At 58.3% G+C, this 16,005-nt stretch carries 15 protein-coding genes; 11 read left to right on the top strand and 4 right to left on the bottom strand.

Annotated elements, in window-relative coordinates:
• Positions 1 to 56: 56 nt before the first annotated feature.
• Positions 57 to 1,475, bottom strand: coding sequence for a M48 family metalloprotease (locus R6V78_RS10785; protein WP_410289369.1), 1,419 nt, complete (start codon positions 1,473 to 1,475; stop codon positions 57 to 59).
• A gap of 115 nt (positions 1,476 to 1,590) precedes the next feature.
• Here R6V78_RS10785 and R6V78_RS10780 point away from each other — a divergent pair, with 115 nt between their 5' ends.
• From R6V78_RS10780 to ispH, 6 genes are all read left to right on the top strand, one after another.
• A complete protein-coding gene (locus R6V78_RS10780) occupies positions 1,591 to 2,367 on the top strand; it encodes a ParA family protein (RefSeq protein WP_410289368.1) in 777 nt (258 codons plus the stop codon).
• A gap of 77 nt (positions 2,368 to 2,444) precedes the next feature.
• On the top strand, positions 2,445 to 3,368 hold the full coding sequence (locus R6V78_RS10775; protein WP_410289367.1) for a ParB/RepB/Spo0J family partition protein: 924 nt from the start codon (positions 2,445 to 2,447) through the stop codon (positions 3,366 to 3,368).
• Positions 3,369 to 3,473: 105 nt separating this feature from the next.
• The gene (locus tag R6V78_RS10770) at positions 3,474 to 3,998 is read left to right on the top strand and encodes an NYN domain-containing protein (RefSeq protein WP_410289366.1); all 525 of its coding nucleotides are present in this window, start codon (positions 3,474 to 3,476) and stop codon (positions 3,996 to 3,998) included.
• Positions 3,999 to 4,006: 8 nt separating this feature from the next.
• Positions 4,007 to 4,435: a DUF3842 family protein gene (locus R6V78_RS10765; protein WP_410289365.1), complete on the top strand. Its 429-nt coding sequence runs from the start codon at positions 4,007 to 4,009 to the stop codon at positions 4,433 to 4,435.
• A gap of 47 nt (positions 4,436 to 4,482) precedes the next feature.
• Positions 4,483 to 4,677: a CooT family nickel-binding protein gene (locus R6V78_RS10760; protein ID WP_410289364.1), complete on the top strand. Its 195-nt coding sequence runs from the start codon at positions 4,483 to 4,485 to the stop codon at positions 4,675 to 4,677.
• 19 nt (positions 4,678 to 4,696) lie between these two features.
• Positions 4,697 to 6,430, top strand: coding sequence for a 4-hydroxy-3-methylbut-2-enyl diphosphate reductase (gene ispH, locus R6V78_RS10755; protein ID WP_410289363.1), 1,734 nt, complete (start codon positions 4,697 to 4,699; stop codon positions 6,428 to 6,430).
• Between the two features lie 5 nt (positions 6,431 to 6,435).
• On the opposite strand, the gene R6V78_RS10750 is transcribed toward ispH, so the two are convergent.
• The gene (locus R6V78_RS10750; RefSeq protein ID WP_410289362.1) at positions 6,436 to 8,508 is read right to left on the bottom strand and encodes a DEAD/DEAH box helicase; all 2,073 of its coding nucleotides are present in this window, start codon (positions 8,506 to 8,508) and stop codon (positions 6,436 to 6,438) included.
• An 86-nt stretch (positions 8,509 to 8,594) separates the two neighbouring features.
• Positions 8,595 to 9,359 (bottom strand): AAA family ATPase, encoded by a 765-nt coding sequence (locus R6V78_RS10745; RefSeq protein ID WP_410289361.1) that lies wholly within the window; start codon positions 9,357 to 9,359, stop codon positions 8,595 to 8,597.
• Positions 9,360 to 9,608: 249 nt separating this feature from the next.
• On the opposite strand from R6V78_RS10745, the gene R6V78_RS10740 reads away from it, so the two are divergent.
• The 3 genes from R6V78_RS10740 (at position 9,609) to R6V78_RS10730 (ending at position 13,351) form a co-directional block, all read left to right on the top strand.
• Complete coding sequence (locus tag R6V78_RS10740; RefSeq protein WP_410289360.1) at positions 9,609 to 11,579, top strand: peptidase U32 family protein; 1,971 nt, start codon at positions 9,609 to 9,611, stop codon at positions 11,577 to 11,579.
• Positions 11,580 to 11,814: 235 nt separating this feature from the next.
• The gene (locus tag R6V78_RS10735) at positions 11,815 to 12,576 is read left to right on the top strand and encodes an SDR family NAD(P)-dependent oxidoreductase (RefSeq protein WP_410289358.1); all 762 of its coding nucleotides are present in this window, start codon (positions 11,815 to 11,817) and stop codon (positions 12,574 to 12,576) included.
• A gap of 67 nt (positions 12,577 to 12,643) precedes the next feature.
• Positions 12,644 to 13,351, top strand: coding sequence for a gamma-glutamyl-gamma-aminobutyrate hydrolase family protein (locus R6V78_RS10730; RefSeq protein WP_410289357.1), 708 nt, complete (start codon positions 12,644 to 12,646; stop codon positions 13,349 to 13,351).
• 56 nt (positions 13,352 to 13,407) lie between these two features.
• Here R6V78_RS10730 and R6V78_RS10725 read toward each other — a convergent pair whose 3' ends face one another.
• The gene (locus R6V78_RS10725) at positions 13,408 to 14,733 is read right to left on the bottom strand and encodes a DUF362 domain-containing protein (protein WP_410289356.1); all 1,326 of its coding nucleotides are present in this window, start codon (positions 14,731 to 14,733) and stop codon (positions 13,408 to 13,410) included.
• Positions 14,734 to 14,992: 259 nt separating this feature from the next.
• On the opposite strand from R6V78_RS10725, the gene R6V78_RS10720 reads away from it, so the two are divergent.
• Together R6V78_RS10720 and R6V78_RS10715 are read left to right on the top strand one after the other, a co-directional pair.
• A complete protein-coding gene (locus R6V78_RS10720) occupies positions 14,993 to 15,697 on the top strand; it encodes a histidine phosphatase family protein (RefSeq protein ID WP_410289355.1) in 705 nt (234 codons plus the stop codon).
• A 221-nt stretch (positions 15,698 to 15,918) separates the two neighbouring features.
• Positions 15,919 to 16,005 (top strand): 4Fe-4S binding protein (locus R6V78_RS10715; RefSeq protein WP_410288481.1); only part of this gene is annotated, 87 nt, incomplete at its 3' end.

Here is a 16,005-nt window from a genome sequence, read left to right as displayed (position 1 = left end):
GCCCGTGCATGGCCATGAGAAAACGGCGGATTTTGATCGGATCACCGCGGGCGTGGTCATCCGGCGCCGGCTTTTTTCTCTTTTTCTGGATTCAGATGCTTGAGTTGGCGTTCCACCATTTGGCGCTGCGAATCGTCGATCGCCAGCTTCAGGGCCCTGTTCAGATGAAAACCGGCGTTTTTAAGATCGCCTTTTAGCCCGTAAAAACGACCCAGGTTGTAGTGCGCGCCGAACATGTCACCGAGGCGACCGCTGCTTTCTCCTAAAAAATAGTAAGCCTGTGAATAGTCTGCGTTTAAGCGCACCAGATTCTCGAAGGTATCCCTGGCCTCTGCCATCCGGCCCAATTCCATTTGGGCTCGTCCCAGATACAGTTGACCCTCGGGATCTTTTTCGGAACTGCTGGTGGACAGCGCCTGCAAGGCTTTTTCATACTGGCCGTCATGGAAATAGATCCTGCCCAGATCCCGCAGCATGTGGGCGGCCATGGCGTTGCCCTCGATGGCGCGTTGCATATGTTCGGCGGCTTCATGCCATCTGTCCAGTCGGGTCAATGTCAGGGCATAGCCATAATGGGCCAATGGGTCCTGCGGTGATGCATCAAGGTCCGACCTGAATCGGTCCAAGGCCACCTTTTCATTGGTGTACAGGGCCACAATCCGGGTGTGCGCCAGCTGGAACCCGCCGACCTCTTCGTATTTTCGGACGGTTGGCGGCCGACTCTGGTGCAGCCAGTTGTCGATGTAGCTCATGCGCGCCTCGGATGCCGGGTGGGTGGTCAGGTAGGTGGGAATCTGCTCGGACCCGTACCATTGCTTGCTGCGGATTTTCTTCAAGGAAGTCAACAACCCCTCGCCGCTGTAGCCGGCCTGGGTCAGGTATTCCAGACCCAGCTGATCCGCCTGCATTTCGTTTTCACGGCTGTAGGCCAAGGCTGCCGTCTGCCCGGCGGCCACCGAACCCACCGTCACGGCGCTGGCCGCTGCAGCCGCACCGCCGGCGCCCAGAAGCACGCCCGCAACCATGCCGGCCAGCGTGGCCATCCCGATTTTCTTTGAACTTTCGATACGGTCGGAGATGTGTCGACAGACCACATGGGCGATTTCGTGGCCGATAATCCCGGCCAGTTCTTCTTCGGATTCCAGGGCGGCGAAAAGGCCGCTGTTGAAGAATATATGACCGGCCGGTGTGGCAAAGGCATTATAGACATCATCGTGGATGACGTGGAACTGGTAGTCAAACGGCTGGGTGGGCATGACCGATAGAATCCGGTTGCCTACACGGTTGACATAGTCCACGATGACGGGATCCCTGATCATGGGGTATCTGGCCTCGACCATGACCATGAATTCCCTGGCCAGCTCGCGCTCTTCCTGAATGGTGATGCAGCCGCCTTCAGGAGGCACAACCAGACCGCTTGAAAAGAGAAACGCGGTCAAGGTCAAGACAACAATGATTTTGTTTTTTATCGACATTTTAGGAATATCCCCAGGGGCGCCGACAACGGCCGCCCATGTTGGTTTTCAGTCATACAATGACACATTCTATTCCACTTTTCAAACAGCATGTTTTGTGCTAAAGCTGGGCGCCATGGTACAAGTCATATGCATCGCCAACCAGAAAGGCGGCGTGGGCAAGACAACGACGGCAGTCAACCTGTCTGCTGCGCTGGCGGTTTCTGAAAAACGGACCCTGCTGGTGGACTGCGACCCGCAGGCCAACGCCACCACTGGTGTGGGGCTGGACAAGTCCCGGCTGGTCAAAACTCTTTATCACGGGATGATCGGCGATGCAGAGGCTGCCGCCGTCATCGTCGACAGCCAGATTGAATCCCTCAAGGTCATGCCCTCCCGTGTGGAACTGACCGGCTTCGATGTGGAGATGATGGACCGGCCCCAGCGGGAGCATGCCCTGCGCCGCTTTTTGGCTCCGGTGGCCGGAAATTTCGATTATATCATTATCGACTGTCCGCCTTCCCTGAGTTTGTTGACCGTAAATGCCATGACGGCCGCCGATGCCTTGCTTATTCCCCTGCAGTGCGAGTTTTATGCCCTGGAGGGCCTCAGCCAGTTGGTAAAGACCTTTCAGCGTATCAAGAACGGGCTGAACCCTGGGCTTAAAATTGCCGGTATTCTGCTTACCATGTTCGACCGCCGAACCAATTTGAGTCATCAGGTGGTCGAGGATGCGGAAAACCATTTCAAGGACCTGGTATTCAAGACGATGATTCCCCGTAATGTCCGCCTGGGCGAAGCCCCCAGTTTCGGGCAGCCCATTTTGCTTTATGATGCCATGTCTCCCGGGGCTGTGAGCTATTTTTCCCTCGCCAGGGAGATCATGGCCTCAAATCACGCCGGCCACGCCTGACAGGCTTTCCGGCGACGCTGATTCTCCCGGGCTGCTGATGTTGCCCCGAACCAGCCATCTACAATTCAGGACACCGAATGCCAGACAATACAAAGGATAGCCGTGTCGCCCCCGGCGCCAGAAAGAAACGGAAATTGGCCTTGGGTAGAGGACTGGATGCCTTGATTCCGGATCTGGGCGCTGTGGAAGGACTCTCCGGGGTATCGCCATCGACGCCAAGGGATTATTTTTTATGTGAGATTGAGATGATTCGGCCGAACCGCTACCAGCCTCGGCGCCATTTTTCGGCTGACGAACTGGAAGACCTGGCCGCATCCATCCGCAGTCAAGGCGTCATCCAGCCCCTGCTGGTGCGTGCCGACGATGTGGGCTACGAACTTGTTGCCGGCGAGCGGCGTCTGCGGGCGGCAACCCTGGCCGGCCTGGACCGGGTGCCCGTGGTGGTTAAGGATGTCCCCGACGCCAAGATGCTGGAGATTTCCATCGTCGAGAACATCCAGCGGGAAAACCTCAACCCCATGGAGGAGGCCGAGGCGTATTACCGGCTGATCAGCGAATTTGACCTGACCCAGGATCAGGCGGCCGGACGTGTCGGCAAGAGCCGCAGCGCCGTGGCCAACTTCCTGAGGTTGCGCCAGCTTCCCGACGTGATCAAGGAGAGCATCCTGCAGGGCAGCCTGAGTATGGGTCACGCCCGGGCCCTGCTGGGAGGGCAAACGCCGGCCAAGCAGCAGGCCGCCTGGCGGGAGGTAATGGCCAAAAAACTGTCGGTGCGTGACACGGAGGCCTTGATCAAGCGGATGAATGCAGAAAAAAAACCGGATAGGCCAACGGATTTAACGCCCGACCAGCGTTACTTCAACGACATCTCCGCAGACCTGTCCCGGCATTTCGGCACGCGGGTCCGTATCCAGCGCAAGGGCAAGAAGGGAAGGGTGGAAATTGATTTTTTCAGCGACGATGACCTGGATCGCCTGCTGGGGATGCTTCGGGAAAGATAGGCGCTTGGCCGCCCATCACCAGGGATGGGTATACACCTTCGGATGTTGAACCCACGCCTTGGCGTGGATTCGTATTTATGGGGGTTGACCGGTTAAGAACGCACCATGGCCATCCACATCATCATCGACGGCTACAATCTGATCCGCCAGTCACCGGAACTGGCCGGACTGGACCGGCAGGACCTGCAGATGGGCCGTGAAGCCCTGATGGAGATCCTGGCGGCCTATAAAAAACTCAAACCCCACAAAATCACGGTGGTTTTCGATGGCACCGCCGAACCGTCCGTCTATGGCCCGCGGGATTATCTCAAGGGGATTTTAATCCGCTATTCGCAGGGCGGGGAAAGCGCCGATGATGTGATTCGGCGAATGGCCCACCATGAAAAGTCCAAGGCCCTGGTGGTCAGCAGTGATCGGGCAGTTATGGCCGCTGCCGAGTCGGCCGGAGCCACAGGGATGACTTCAAGGGCTTTCGAGGATAAGATCGCCATGGCAAGATACCTTGCGTTAAAAGGCGGCGGGGACGCCGACGACTCTGCGGGATGGGAACCCACCACGCGCAAGAAGGGGCCCAGCCGGCGACTGCCCAAACGCAGGCGCAAAATACGGGAGCGGGAAAAAAAATTATAGGATTGAAGATGCCGTTTTCACGAAAAATAATCTGCGTTATAGATGGCCAGGGCGGTGGTATCGGCAGTACCATTATAAAAAAAATCAAGGAACACTTCGGCGAGTCTGTTGAGATCGTTGCCCTGGGGACCAATGCCATTGCCACCGCCCAGATGCTCAAAGCCAGGGCCAATCGCGGGGCGTCGGGAGAAAATGCCATTGTGCGGACGGTGGTCAGGGCGGATGTGGTGGTCGGTACCCTGGGCATCATGCTGGCTCATGCCATGATGGGTGAAGTGACCCCCCGCATGGCGGAAGCCGTGTCAGGCTGTGCAGCCGCCAAACTCATTCTTCCCATAACCCAGGAAAATATCGATCTGGTCGGTGTGTCGGATGATCCGCTGCCCCACCTGGTGGAATTGCTGGTGGTTGGTCACCTGAAGCCGCTGATCAATTAAGGGGTCTTTTGTGCCTGCAGCTGCACCAATCCGAAAGGATGACGAACATGTGTGAAGCCAATGCTTACCTGCTCACCGAAGGCGGTGAAACGCTGGTCATGGAGTCGGTGGACGATGTCTCTCCGGAGGGGGATGGCCTCAAGCTGGTCAATATCTTCGGAGAGCAGAAATTCCTCCGTGCGGCCATTCACTCTCTCTCCCTGGTGGACCACAAGGTGTTTCTCAGGGAACTGAAAAGTTGAAAGTCACCCCCGGTTTTTAATGAAGATCGAGATCGCCAAAACCGCTGGTTTCTGCATGGGGGTGAGACGGGCCGTGGAACTGGCTCTGGATGCACCGGGCAAACACGCCGCACCGATCTACACCTATGGCCCCCTGATTCATAACCCTCAGGTGCTCAGCCTTTTCGCGGAAAAGGGCATTACCGTCCTGAAAACGATTCCGGAACAGGGCAGCGGCACCGTTCTGGTGCGTGCCCACGGTGTGCCTCCCGAGGACAAACAGCGGCTCAAGGCCGCGGGATTTCGGGTTGTGGATGCCACCTGCCCGCGGGTCATCCGCGTGCAGACCATCATCCGGGTGCATGCCCGCAAAGGCTACACCACGATCATCGTCGGTGACCGCGACCATCCGGAAGTGATCGGCCTGGTGGGGCATGCCGGCGATTCGGGAATCGTGGTGAGCACCATGGCGGAGCTCGAAGCGCTGCCTGCCTTCGACCAGGCCATCATTGTGGCCCAGACAACCCAGAATCTCAGGTTCTACCAACAGGTGAAAGCCTGGGCCCAATCGACGTTTCCCCAATACAAGGCCTACGACACCATCTGTGATTCAACCGAAAAGCGCCAGGCTGAGATTAAACAACTGGCCGATCGTGTGGAGGCCGTCATCGTTGTGGGCGGCAAAGACAGCGGCAACACGCGACGCCTGGCGGAGATCGCCGCAGAAACCGGCAAACCGGCTTTTCATGTGGAAACCGAAGCGGATCTGAAATCCTGCTGTCTGGATAATTATAATCGGGTGGGCATTACCGCGGGTGCGTCCACACCCAACTGGATCATCAAACGGGTCTACCGGGAGCTGGAAAAGCTGCCGGCCAGGCGGCATGCCGGGTTGGTCAGAATCCTTTACCGGGCGATGCAAACATTGCTGCTGACCAATGTTTACGTGGCCATGGGTGCCGGATGCCTCTGCCTGGCCGGCACCCGGCTGCTGGAGATCAAACCGTCCGCCGCTCCGGTGGCTGTGGCCATGCTTTACGTGCTCTCCATGCACCTGCTCAACCACCTCACCGGTACGGCCGAGGATGAGTACAATGATCCGGAACGGGCCCGATTTTATGAGCAGAACCGGCTCGGGTTGTCGGTCATGGCCATTGCCGCCGGCGGGCTGGGCATACTGTCCGCCTCGGCAATGGGGGCCGTCGCCTTTGTGATCCTGCTGGTGATGAGTCTTTTGGGCCTTTCCTACAACCTATATTTGTTACCCGGCCGCTTCGGATTCAAGTTTCGGCGGATCAAGGATATTCCCGGTTCAAAAACGTGCCTCATCGCCGTGGCCTGGGGGGTGGTTGCGGTGTTGCTGCCGGGAATAACAGGCCAGGGTACCGTTTCCGCCGCCAGTGGGGTGGTATTTGTCTGGGCCACCGCCCTGGTTTTTGCCCGGACCGCGTTTTTTGACCTGCTGGATGTGCAAGGCGACCGAATCATGGGCAAGGAAACGCTGCCCATCCTGCTGGGAAGCCGAAAAACCGTTGTACTGCTTAAATCAATCCTCGTCGGATGTATGCTGCTGGTATGTGTCGGATCGGCGGTCGGCCTGATTTCCGGGCTTGGTTTCCTCATCGCCCTTTGCCCGGCGGCTATGCTGGCCCTGGTCCATGCCTATGAAAAGGGATTGATGCTGCCCAGCATGCGTCTGGAGTTCATGGTTGAGAGTCTGTTTCTGTTGTCCGGCTTCTTAACCCTGTTGTGGATGATGGCCGACACTTTCTGATATTCCTATTCTCGGTCCAGGCTATCATGCGCATCGGTTCCTTCGACAACCGGTTCCTTCATGATCAGGTCGATGGCCTCGCGGGCTGTGGCGGCGGCTTCGGGAAAGACGTCCACCAGGTTGGCGGTATGGCGCAGGTTGTCGGCGGTGCGCATCATCAGCATGGCCAGATTGCCTTCGGCCATGACGTATTCCTTGATGATGGTTTCCCACGGATATCCAAAAGCCCAGGCATGGGTCATGGCGGCGGGCCGCAGGTAGAACTGGCGCACGTCGAAGCCCCGGGACTGCATGTGGTGGGCGAATCCGGTCAGCTTCTTTTGAATCCGGGTGACCGTTTTCTTGAGACGGTTGGGAACCAGGCGGCCCTCCATGCGGTCATCGGTTTCCCTTTCGTTGACCATGCAGGCGAACACACCGGCCATCTGGGCTGCATCCCCTTCCGGCAGCAGCCCCTGGCGCAGGCATTCAGCAACGATCAGGGGTTGGTCCACGCGCAGCTGAGATGCCCAGATGCCGTCATCGGTGAGCCGGCTGTCGCTGCCCACAAATCCGGTCTCCTTGAGAAAATCCAGGTGCCGCAAAAAATCCTCCCACAGGACCCCGTGGATGTCGGCCATGCGGCTTTTCTGACGGCTGTCCTCGGCTTTTGCGATCAGGAGCCAGGTGGCGAAAGATCGTTTAAGCAGTTCCTCCACCTGGGGTGGGGTATGAGAGAGAAGCAGGTTGAGGACCATGGAGAAGTTGATGCGGATGCGGCTGACTACATTTCCGGGGCGCGACGAGAGCATTCGGGCCACCAGACGCAGATCCATGTAGCGACCGGGAACAGCCAGGGCGAATCCGATCTTGTCCATGCCCCGCCGGCCGGCCCGGCCGGTCATCTGGTGGAGCTGAGTGGCGTCCAGGGGGATGAACTCGGTGCCGTTGAAGCGGTCTGAGTTGAAGAACACCATGGTGCGAGCCGGAAAATTGACGCCGGCGGCGACGGTGGAGGTCGCGAAGACACCAGTCAGCAGGCCTTCGCTCATCAGATTTTCGACGACCAGCTTCCAACCGGGTAGATGACCGCTGTGGTGGGCGCCCACGCCGGCCTGCTCCAGATGAATTCTCTGGCGGTGCTGGGCCAGATGCGGCGAGTTTTCAGTGAGCGCTTGAACCCGATCGACAATCAGGGCCCTTTTTTCGTCGGTCAAGGGCACGGCCCCATGGCACAGGTTCAGGGCGGCGTCACAGTCGCTGCGGGATTTTAAGAAAAAGATGGCCGGCAGCAGGTCAAAGGTTTTGAGAACCCTGAGAATATCGCCGAACGCAGGCAGGCCTCCACGGCGGGACGGTTCAGGCTGCTTCTCTGCGCCAATCAGATGCACCACTTTCTTGTGAAGTTTTTTTTCTCCGCGGCCGCCCTTTTCCGTCAGGGGCAAAAGGGTTCCCGATGGGTGCAGCACCATGGGATAGAGCGGCACGGGCCGCTGGGTCTCGGCCACCACCCGGCAAGGGCGACCGCGAATGGTCGTCAGCCAGTCCGCGATGGCGTCGGCGTTGCCCACCGTTGCTGAAAGCATCAACAGGGGGATGCGCGGCGGAAGGTAAATCATGGTCTCCTCCCACACCACGCCTCGCTCCTCATCACCCAGAAAGTGGGCCTCGTCGAGCACCACAAGATCGGTGTTCAGTGAGATGCCCTGGTGCATGGCATCGTAGAGCTGGTTTCTTAGGATTTCAGTGGTGCCGACGATGATGGGCGCATCGGGGTTTTCCTTGCGGTCGCCGGTGAGGATGCCCAGATTATCGGGGCCGAAGATCTTTGAAAATTCGATGAGCTTTGAGTTGGTGAGGGCCTTGAGCGGAGAGGCATACCATGCCCGCCCGCCCTTTTCGAATGTCCGCCGGATGGCCTGGACGGCGATCCAGGTTTTTCCGGCGCCGGTGGGGGCGGTAACCAGACAGTCGGACGCGGCCATGACCGCCACGGCCTCGGTCTGGAACCGGTCCGGGGTGAAGGGCTTGTTCTTCGGAACGCCAATACCGGAAAAAACGGCTTTGAGCTGCGGATCGGCGCCGGGGGTGATCTGCATCCGGCGGGCCGCCCCTTTGACTGGTGGTTTTCGTCGGGAAGGATATCGGCGGCGCCCTTGGGGCGCGCCCTTGGCGGTCTTGTTCATCAGGCTTTATACAGTTTGTCGATGATTGCGGCCACGACCTGCCTGGCCGTGGATGCGGTGTCATAGGGAGAAGCGCCGGAAAGATCGGCTTCTATTAGCGAGTCGTCGTAGGGTATAAATCCTAAAAATTCAAAGTCGGATAAGTGTTTCCGCAAAAATTCTTCATCCTTGGCGCTGCGAATCTTGTTGCCCACCACGGCGATGTGATTCAATCGGATTTCGGCGGCCAGTCGACGGATGTGTTCGGCCGTGTCGATGCTGCGTCGGCCCGGTTCCACCACCACAATCAATTTGTCAACGGCCTGGGCGGTGGCTCGTCCCAGGTGTTCAATGCCTGCTTCCATATCCATGATCACCACTTCATCGCGTCCCAGCACCACATGGGTCACCAGCGCTTTGAGCAGCGTGGATTCAGGGCAGAGACAACCGGCCCCGCCCTTTTTCACGCTTCCCAGGCGCATGAGCTTGATGTTGTCCAGCCGCACGGAGAGCGTGTCGGGAATGTCATCCACCTTGGGGTTGAGCTTGAAGAATCCGCCGATAGTGCCCGGCTGGGCCCCGGTGCGCTCGAAAATGAGTTCTTTCATCTCGGCGATGGGCGTTATTCCCTCAGCGTCGGTGATGCCCAGGGCAGCAGCCAGATTGGCATCAGGGTCCGCATCGATGGCCAGAACCTTTATGCCCCGGTCACTCAGCGTTCGCGCCAGAAGAGAAGAGAACGTCGTTTTGCCCACACCGCCTTTGCCGCTGACTGCCAGTTTCATGTGCCGATCCTTTCCCGCACCCGCAGGCGCTTTCCCGGTTACCCAATATGGCCGTAAATATAAGACAGCTTAACTGATCAGCAAGGGGAACCGGCCGATGGCAGTCGTTTTCCGTTCCGGTGCCTTGACCGGTTTCGGTATTGAAGATATACCCTGTCCAACCGCTTTCCCATTCCTGCCATTTTCAGCCTGACCGGGGACGCGACGGCAGGCATGCAGCGATGGTTCAACGGAACGGAGACCCCAAAAATGCACACAACCGATACCCATCAAGCGGCCATTCTGGCACCGGCGGGAAATCGAGCCGCTTTTCTGGCAGCCCTGGCTGCCGGTGCCGACGCCGTCTACTGCGGCCTCAAAAGCATGTCGGCGCGCATGGAGGCCAAAAATTTTTCCCTCGAGGAGCTGGCCCAGCTGACCCAGCTGGCACATGATCGGGGGGTCAGCGTCTATGTTACCTTCAACGTGCTGCTCAAACCTGACGAACTGGACCTGGCCGGCCGGCTGATCGAGGGGCTTGGTCGCCATGTCAAGCCCGACGCCCTCATCGTCCAGGACCCGGGTGTTATCGCTCTGGCCCGCCAGGCGGGATTCGAAGGCCAAATCCACCTCTCCACCCTGGCCAATGTCAGTTTCCCCAAAGCCCTGGGGTTTGTTTCCCGGAGATTGTCGGTCGACCGGGTGGTGGTGCCAAGGGAGCTTTCCATCGACGAGATCAAGGCCATGGCCGATGCCTGCCCCGAATCCATGGGCCTGGAGGCCTTTATTCATGGGGCCCTTTGCTATGGCGTTTCCGGCCGCTGCTACTGGAGCAGTTATATGGGCGGAAAAAGCGGACTCAGGGGGCGCTGCGTCCAGCCGTGCCGACGCCATTATCGTCAGGGGAGTCAGAACGCGCGGGCCTTCTCCTGCCAGGATTACTCGGTTGACGTGCTGGTCAAAATTCTGGGACAGGTCCCAAAAGTGCTGGCCTGGAAGATCGAGGGCCGCAAAAAAGGCCCGCACTACGTTTTTTACACCGTATGCGCCTACCGAATGCTGCGCGATCAGGGTAATGAGGCCCGGGCCAAGCGTGACGCGCTGGATCTGTTGGCCCAGAGCCTGGGACGAGAGGCCACCCACTACCGGTTTTTGCCCCAACGGCCGCAAAACCCCATTGATACAAGGCGGCAGACTGCTTCGGGTCTCTACATGGGCAAGGTGCAGGGGCCGGCCAAAAATCCCTGGGTGGTGGTCCGCCAGGCCCTGCTGCCCGGAGACGTGTTACGGGTGGGATACGAAGATGAGGCCGGCCACACCATCTGCCGGGTGACTCGCCATGTGCCCCAAAAGGGGCGCTATCCGTTGAACCTGGGAGGCCGGAAAGCACCCGCATCCGGTGCGCCGGTTTTTCTGACCGACCGCCGGGAAAAGGCTCTGGAAGCGATGATGGCTGCGTTGGAGGCGTCAGCGGCACCGCTTGAATCGCCGCCGCCATCCCGTTTTAAAGCAACGTTGCCCCGAGCGAACGCCGCCTTGGGCCGCGCTACGGAGGTGCGGGTGAGTCGGGTGCCGCCGCGGGCGTCGGGTGGCGCCGATGTGGGAGTCTGGCTCTCGGAAACGGCCCTGGCCAACATCGCCAGGCCCGCCGCCGGCAAAGTCTGGATCTGGCTGCCGCCGGTCATCTGGCCGGATGATGAGGCTCGTGTAACCGGTCTGCTGCGGCAGAGCCTTGAAAACGGAGCGTGTCGGTTTGTCCTCAACACCCCTTGGCAAATGGCCCTGTTCAACCGTCTGGAAGGACTGAACCTGTGGGCCGGACCTTTCTGCAACGCTGCCAATGCCCTTTGTCTGGAGACGTTCAAGACCCTTGGGTTCAGCGGGGCTTTTGTCAGCCCTGAACTGGGTGAAACGGACATTCTGACCCTATGCCGCCAGAGCCCGCTGCCGCTGGGGATCGTGCTTTCCGGACACTGGCCCCTGTGCATCTCCCGGACCCTGGCAGAAGGCATGCAGCTGCGCGTGCCTTTCGACAGCCCCAAAGGTGAACAGGCCTGGGTGGACCAGCATGGCCCGGACTATTGGATTTTTCCCAACTGGCAGCTGGACATTCTCGAAATGCGGACCCGCCTTCAGCAGGCCGGCATCCAGATGTTCGCCCACCTGGACGAGTCGGTGCCGCCGGCGGTGACCATCAAGCCGCGCCCCGGGTTGTGGAACTGGAAGATTGGATTACAGTAGCCGGGCCATGTGATCCGCCAGACGGTGAGGTGTATGCCGGTGGCGAGGATACGGTGCGACCGCAGTACCAGACCATCTTCCACGGTGCTGTTTCCCAGGAGATAAAGGGGTGTCCAAAAGGCCATGCGAGAGCACTTGAGGGATGTGAAGCGCCCGACTCTCAAGGCTCTGGGGCGGATGAGGCCGCGAAACCGGAAGGATCGAAGCGGGCAACAAAAAAACAATGGAGGCGATGATGGGAAACCTTTCTTACGGGCTCGAAGGCAAGGTGGCGATCGTCACCGGCGGCAGCCGGGGAATCGGCCTGGATCTGGCTAAAACACTGCTCGCACAAAAGGCCAACGTGGTGATTTGCGGCAGAAAGCGGGAGGGGCTGGATTCGGCCGCAGCCGAGTTGGACGGCGGTGAGCATGTCCTGGCCGTTCAGGCGCACGTTGCCAGGGAAGCTGACGTGGACCGGCTTTTCGACCAGGTCGTTGGGCGGTTCGGCCGCGTCGACGTGCTGATCAACAACGTGGGTATGAATTTGATCACCGGTGTGGTCGATGCCGAGCCGGCCCTATTCAACAAGATTATCGAATCCAACCTGACCGGCACCTGGCTCTGTTCGCGAAAAGCGGCGCAGTTCATGCGGGAGCGCAAAGCCGGCCGGATCATCAGCATTACGTCCATCGCCGCCCGGCGGGCCGCACCGTTCATGGGCATTTACGGCATTGCCAAGGCGGCCATTGAGATGATGACCCAAACCCTGGCCCAGGAACTGGCACCCTTTAACATTCTGGTCAATGCAGTGGCGCCATGTATGGTGCGAACCCGGTTTTCTGAGCCCTTCTGGTCCAATGACGACCTGCTCGAAGAGATCGTCAAGGCCATTCCCCTGGGCAGAATCGCCGAGACCACCGACGTGGTTCACCCGGTGCTTTTTCTGTGCTCCGACGGGGCCGGATTTATCACCGGCCAGACGCTGATGGTCGATGGCGGATCCAGCGCCGTGTAAGCTGCCCGAGTCTATAAAAATCGAAACCCAGCTAAACCGGGGTATCCGCCCTGCAAAGGACGCATGTATGATTCCACTTATCGGGATGATTGCCCATACTGAATTGAATCGCTTTAAAATGCCGGCCACGACCATGCCCCTGGCCTATACCGCCGCCATTGAGAAAGCCGGGGGATTGCCGGTAATCCTTCCCTTCTCCCACGCCCATGACATCCTGCCGGCGATAGCCGGGTCTGTCCAGGGTTTTTTGTTTCCCGGCGGCAATGACATCGATCCGTCTTTCTATAATGAAACGCCTGTTCCGGAATTGGGGGCGGTAAATAAAGACCTGGACCTTTTCCAGATGGCGGTTTTGAAATTGGCCATTGCTCAGGAAAAACCGGTCCTTGCTATCTGCCGTGGAATCCAGTTGGTGAACGTATTCCTTGGCGGGACGCTGGTTCAAGACATCCCTTCTCAAATCGGTGACCCGTTTTTGACGCACCTGCAGGATGACATGGATACCGATCACCCCATTGACATCGAGCCGGGTTCGCGACTCCATCAGCTGTTCGGGCCCCATATCGTCGTCAACTCGCGGCACCACCAGTCGGTTAAAGAACCGGGAAAGGGTTTTGTGGTCACAGCCCGGGCGCCGGACGGGGTGATTGAGGCGGCCGAGCATAAAAATCTGCCCATAGATATGGTGCAATGGCACCCGGAACGGATGCTGCAGAAAAATGACCAGATGCTTCCATTGTTCAAGGCGTTTATAGAAAGATGCCTGGCCGGATGAAGAAGGGAATCTTCCCTATGGCTTGCCGCAGGCGGGTTGCCGCGCCGCAACCCATACTACGCCACCTTAAAAAATCGCTCTTCGAATTCAGGCCGGTTCTGGTAGCGGGCCATGAAAAAACCGGGCAGCTGGTCAATATTGGCGAACAATTCCGGATCGGCATCGATACCTGCCTGGTGCAGGGCCTTGACGATATCTGACGGCCGCGGGGGGCACCCCTTGACGGCAATCAGCTCGTTGATGTCCGGGTTGTTTTTGTGCTTTTGGTACATGCATTTGCCCAGGAGGATGGTTTTTTGCATCCCCGGTGTCGGATCCATCCGCTTGCCCGTGAGGACTTCCAGACGGTCCCAGGCCTGGCCTTTCCAGGCCAGGCGGATGGCGGTGAGGGTCAATCCGTTAAGCTGGCTGCAATAGGTGCAAAGGGTATCGTCATACTTGCGGTAGAACACACCCTTGATGCCCTGCTTGGCCAGGGGCAGCGGAAGCTCGCCACTGGCATCGCTGATGTAGGCAAAGTCATAGCCGTGGCGACTGGCCAGGTCTTCGATCCGCTCCCCCACCACGCGGATATCGGAAAGATCGACCGGGCGACCGCGGTTGGCGGCGGCCAAGGCCAGATGGGGTACCTGCTGCGGGTCGTAGCCGAGGAGCTTCGCGCCAACCATGTCTGCCGACAGGATGTCCGTCGAGGCCACCAGAATATTGCTTCTGCGCATGCTGCCATCGGGTCCGGGGCCGCGCTCCAGCGTGTAGATGCCATCAATGAGGGTGAAGATCGGCGGCAGCCTGTCCGCCAAACGGGATATCATGAAATCCAGATTTTTCACCGTATCGGCGTTGTGGCAGCGTTTGCGGGATGGAATGTCGATGGTGCCTTTCAGGTTCTTGATGCCCAGACTGACAACGGTCTGGTTGTGGGCTTTCATGGCTGGCAGATCCACAACCAGATCGCTGTGCAGGATATCCGTGTTGAAGCTCAGTTTGACGCCGTCACCCAGATCCACCGGTTCGAAGGGCCGCTGGAAGATGTTGATGATCTTGACGCCGTAGCGCTGCTGCAGGGTTTTATAACCCAGGGTTTTGAAGGCGTGGGCCGGGGTCTCGACATCTTTGGGGTTCTGTGTAACCATACCTTCGCCGATGGTGATATCATTCACTCCCAGATCCTTGAGCAGAACCACCACGTCCTCCACGACCCGTGACGTGGTGATGACCCCCCATTTGGGAAAGGCCGCGGCTGTGGTCCAAAAGACGATATTGGGTTTGATGAACACCCGCATGCCGGCTTTTGCATGCTCAGGAAAGCTGCAAAGGGTTGCCGCCTGGTTAACGGATTCAAAGGGGGTTTTATAGCGAACAACCGCGACAGTCGATGACATCGTTAAACCTCCTTGGTGGGTGGCAGGTCAGGTTGCGCAGAAATCGCCTCAATCTTATGGTTCATTTTCGGAATGCACAAGCTTGATGAACCGGTAAAAAGTCACAAACAGTGTCACTCCCGCGGAGGCGGGAGTCTATAGCTATCTGAATCTTATGGATCCCCGCCTTCGCGAGGATGACAATAAACCTGAAATTTCGACTTTTTACGGAACCATCAAGCTTAAATCAATCATTTTTGAAACCTGATAAAGGGTCGGTATGATAGAAATTTACCTGATCCGGCACGGCCAGGCCTCATTCGGCAAGCCGGCTTACGATTGTCTGTCAACGGTTGGAGAACGTCAGGCCGAACTTTTGGGCCGGCATTTTTTAAAAAATGGCACCCGTTTCGATGCCGTCTATTCCGGTGCGCTGAGGCGGCATGTGCAAACGGCTGCCATCACCATGAAGCAGATCAATGGTGACGGGACGCCGAACCTGGTCATCGATGCGGGTTTCAACGAACTCGAAAGCTCTGACCGGATGATGAACTGCCTTTGTGCCGTCATGCAGCAAGACCCTGCGCTGGCCGAGCAGATGAAGCATATCCATACTGACCACGCTGCAATCGGAAGACTCTTCGCTATCGTCGAAAAAGCGCAGCTGATGCCGGGCGATGAAGCGGCGCACATACGCCAGGTTCAGGAGTTCGTAGACCGGATCGGCGCTGCCCTCGAGAATCTGGTGTGCAGGGTGGGGGATAACAAAAAAGTGGCTGTGTTCACTTCCGGAGGGCCCACGGCCGTGGCCTTGCGGCAGACGCTGGATACCTCCAGGGAACAGACCATCCGCCTGGGTTGGGAGCTGCGTAATACATCCATCACCGTGCTGCGCTATGATCAGGGGCAATTGGGGCTGGTTCTCTTCAATTGTGTGGCCCATCTGGAGGCGCAAAATGATCCGGGTCTGATAACCTACATTTAAAGTTCCCTGCCGCTGCCGGCCCATTCGTTTTCAGATTCGAAGGTGATCTTCGTTGCGATAAAGAAACGGGCGCCCAGCGGGGTTTTGAGCCGGAAATGAAAAAATGCATAGTAAAATCCGCTTTTTCTTGACAACGCACGGTTGAGCTTTTAAGAGGGGCACGAATTCAAGGCGGCGGGTGGTGCCGCGTGGGGAGGCGGATCAATGGTGGGGGAGCGACCATGGTGAAAGCAAAGCTGAAGGAGCACCGGATCAACCGGGACTGGTGCAAGGGGTGCGGGATTTGCGTGGCCTTTTGTCCCAAGACG

Source organism: Desulfosarcina sp., from assembly GCF_046496365.1.
In the GTDB taxonomy this organism is placed as follows: Bacteria; Desulfobacterota; Desulfobacteria; order Desulfobacterales; family Desulfosarcinaceae; genus Desulfosarcina.
The sequence above is the reverse complement of the archived record's forward strand: the minus strand, read 5'-3'. Positions and strand labels throughout refer to the sequence as shown.

Excerpts from the sequence above, each read along its gene's own strand:
- R6V78_RS10785 (WP_410289369.1), bottom strand. The coding sequence starts at position 1,475 with ATGTCGATAAAAAACAAAATCATTGTTGTCTTGACCTTGACCGCGTTT.
- R6V78_RS10780 (WP_410289368.1), top strand. The coding sequence starts at position 1,591 with ATGGTACAAGTCATATGCATCGCCAACCAGAAAGGCGGCGTGGGCAAG.
- R6V78_RS10775 (WP_410289367.1), top strand. The coding sequence starts at position 2,445 with ATGCCAGACAATACAAAGGATAGCCGTGTCGCCCCCGGCGCCAGAAAG.
- R6V78_RS10770 (WP_410289366.1), top strand. The coding sequence starts at position 3,474 with ATGGCCATCCACATCATCATCGACGGCTACAATCTGATCCGCCAGTCA.
- R6V78_RS10765 (WP_410289365.1), top strand. The coding sequence starts at position 4,007 with ATGCCGTTTTCACGAAAAATAATCTGCGTTATAGATGGCCAGGGCGGT.
- R6V78_RS10760 (WP_410289364.1), top strand. The coding sequence starts at position 4,483 with ATGTGTGAAGCCAATGCTTACCTGCTCACCGAAGGCGGTGAAACGCTG.
- ispH (WP_410289363.1), top strand. The coding sequence starts at position 4,697 with ATGAAGATCGAGATCGCCAAAACCGCTGGTTTCTGCATGGGGGTGAGA.
- R6V78_RS10750 (WP_410289362.1), bottom strand. The coding sequence starts at position 8,508 with ATGCAGATCACCCCCGGCGCCGATCCGCAGCTCAAAGCCGTTTTTTCC.
- R6V78_RS10745 (WP_410289361.1), bottom strand. The coding sequence starts at position 9,359 with ATGAAACTGGCAGTCAGCGGCAAAGGCGGTGTGGGCAAAACGACGTTC.
- R6V78_RS10740 (WP_410289360.1), top strand. The coding sequence starts at position 9,609 with ATGCACACAACCGATACCCATCAAGCGGCCATTCTGGCACCGGCGGGA.
- R6V78_RS10735 (WP_410289358.1), top strand. The coding sequence starts at position 11,815 with ATGGGAAACCTTTCTTACGGGCTCGAAGGCAAGGTGGCGATCGTCACC.
- R6V78_RS10730 (WP_410289357.1), top strand. The coding sequence starts at position 12,644 with ATGATTCCACTTATCGGGATGATTGCCCATACTGAATTGAATCGCTTT.
- R6V78_RS10725 (WP_410289356.1), bottom strand. The coding sequence starts at position 14,733 with ATGTCATCGACTGTCGCGGTTGTTCGCTATAAAACCCCCTTTGAATCC.
- R6V78_RS10720 (WP_410289355.1), top strand. The coding sequence starts at position 14,993 with ATGATAGAAATTTACCTGATCCGGCACGGCCAGGCCTCATTCGGCAAG.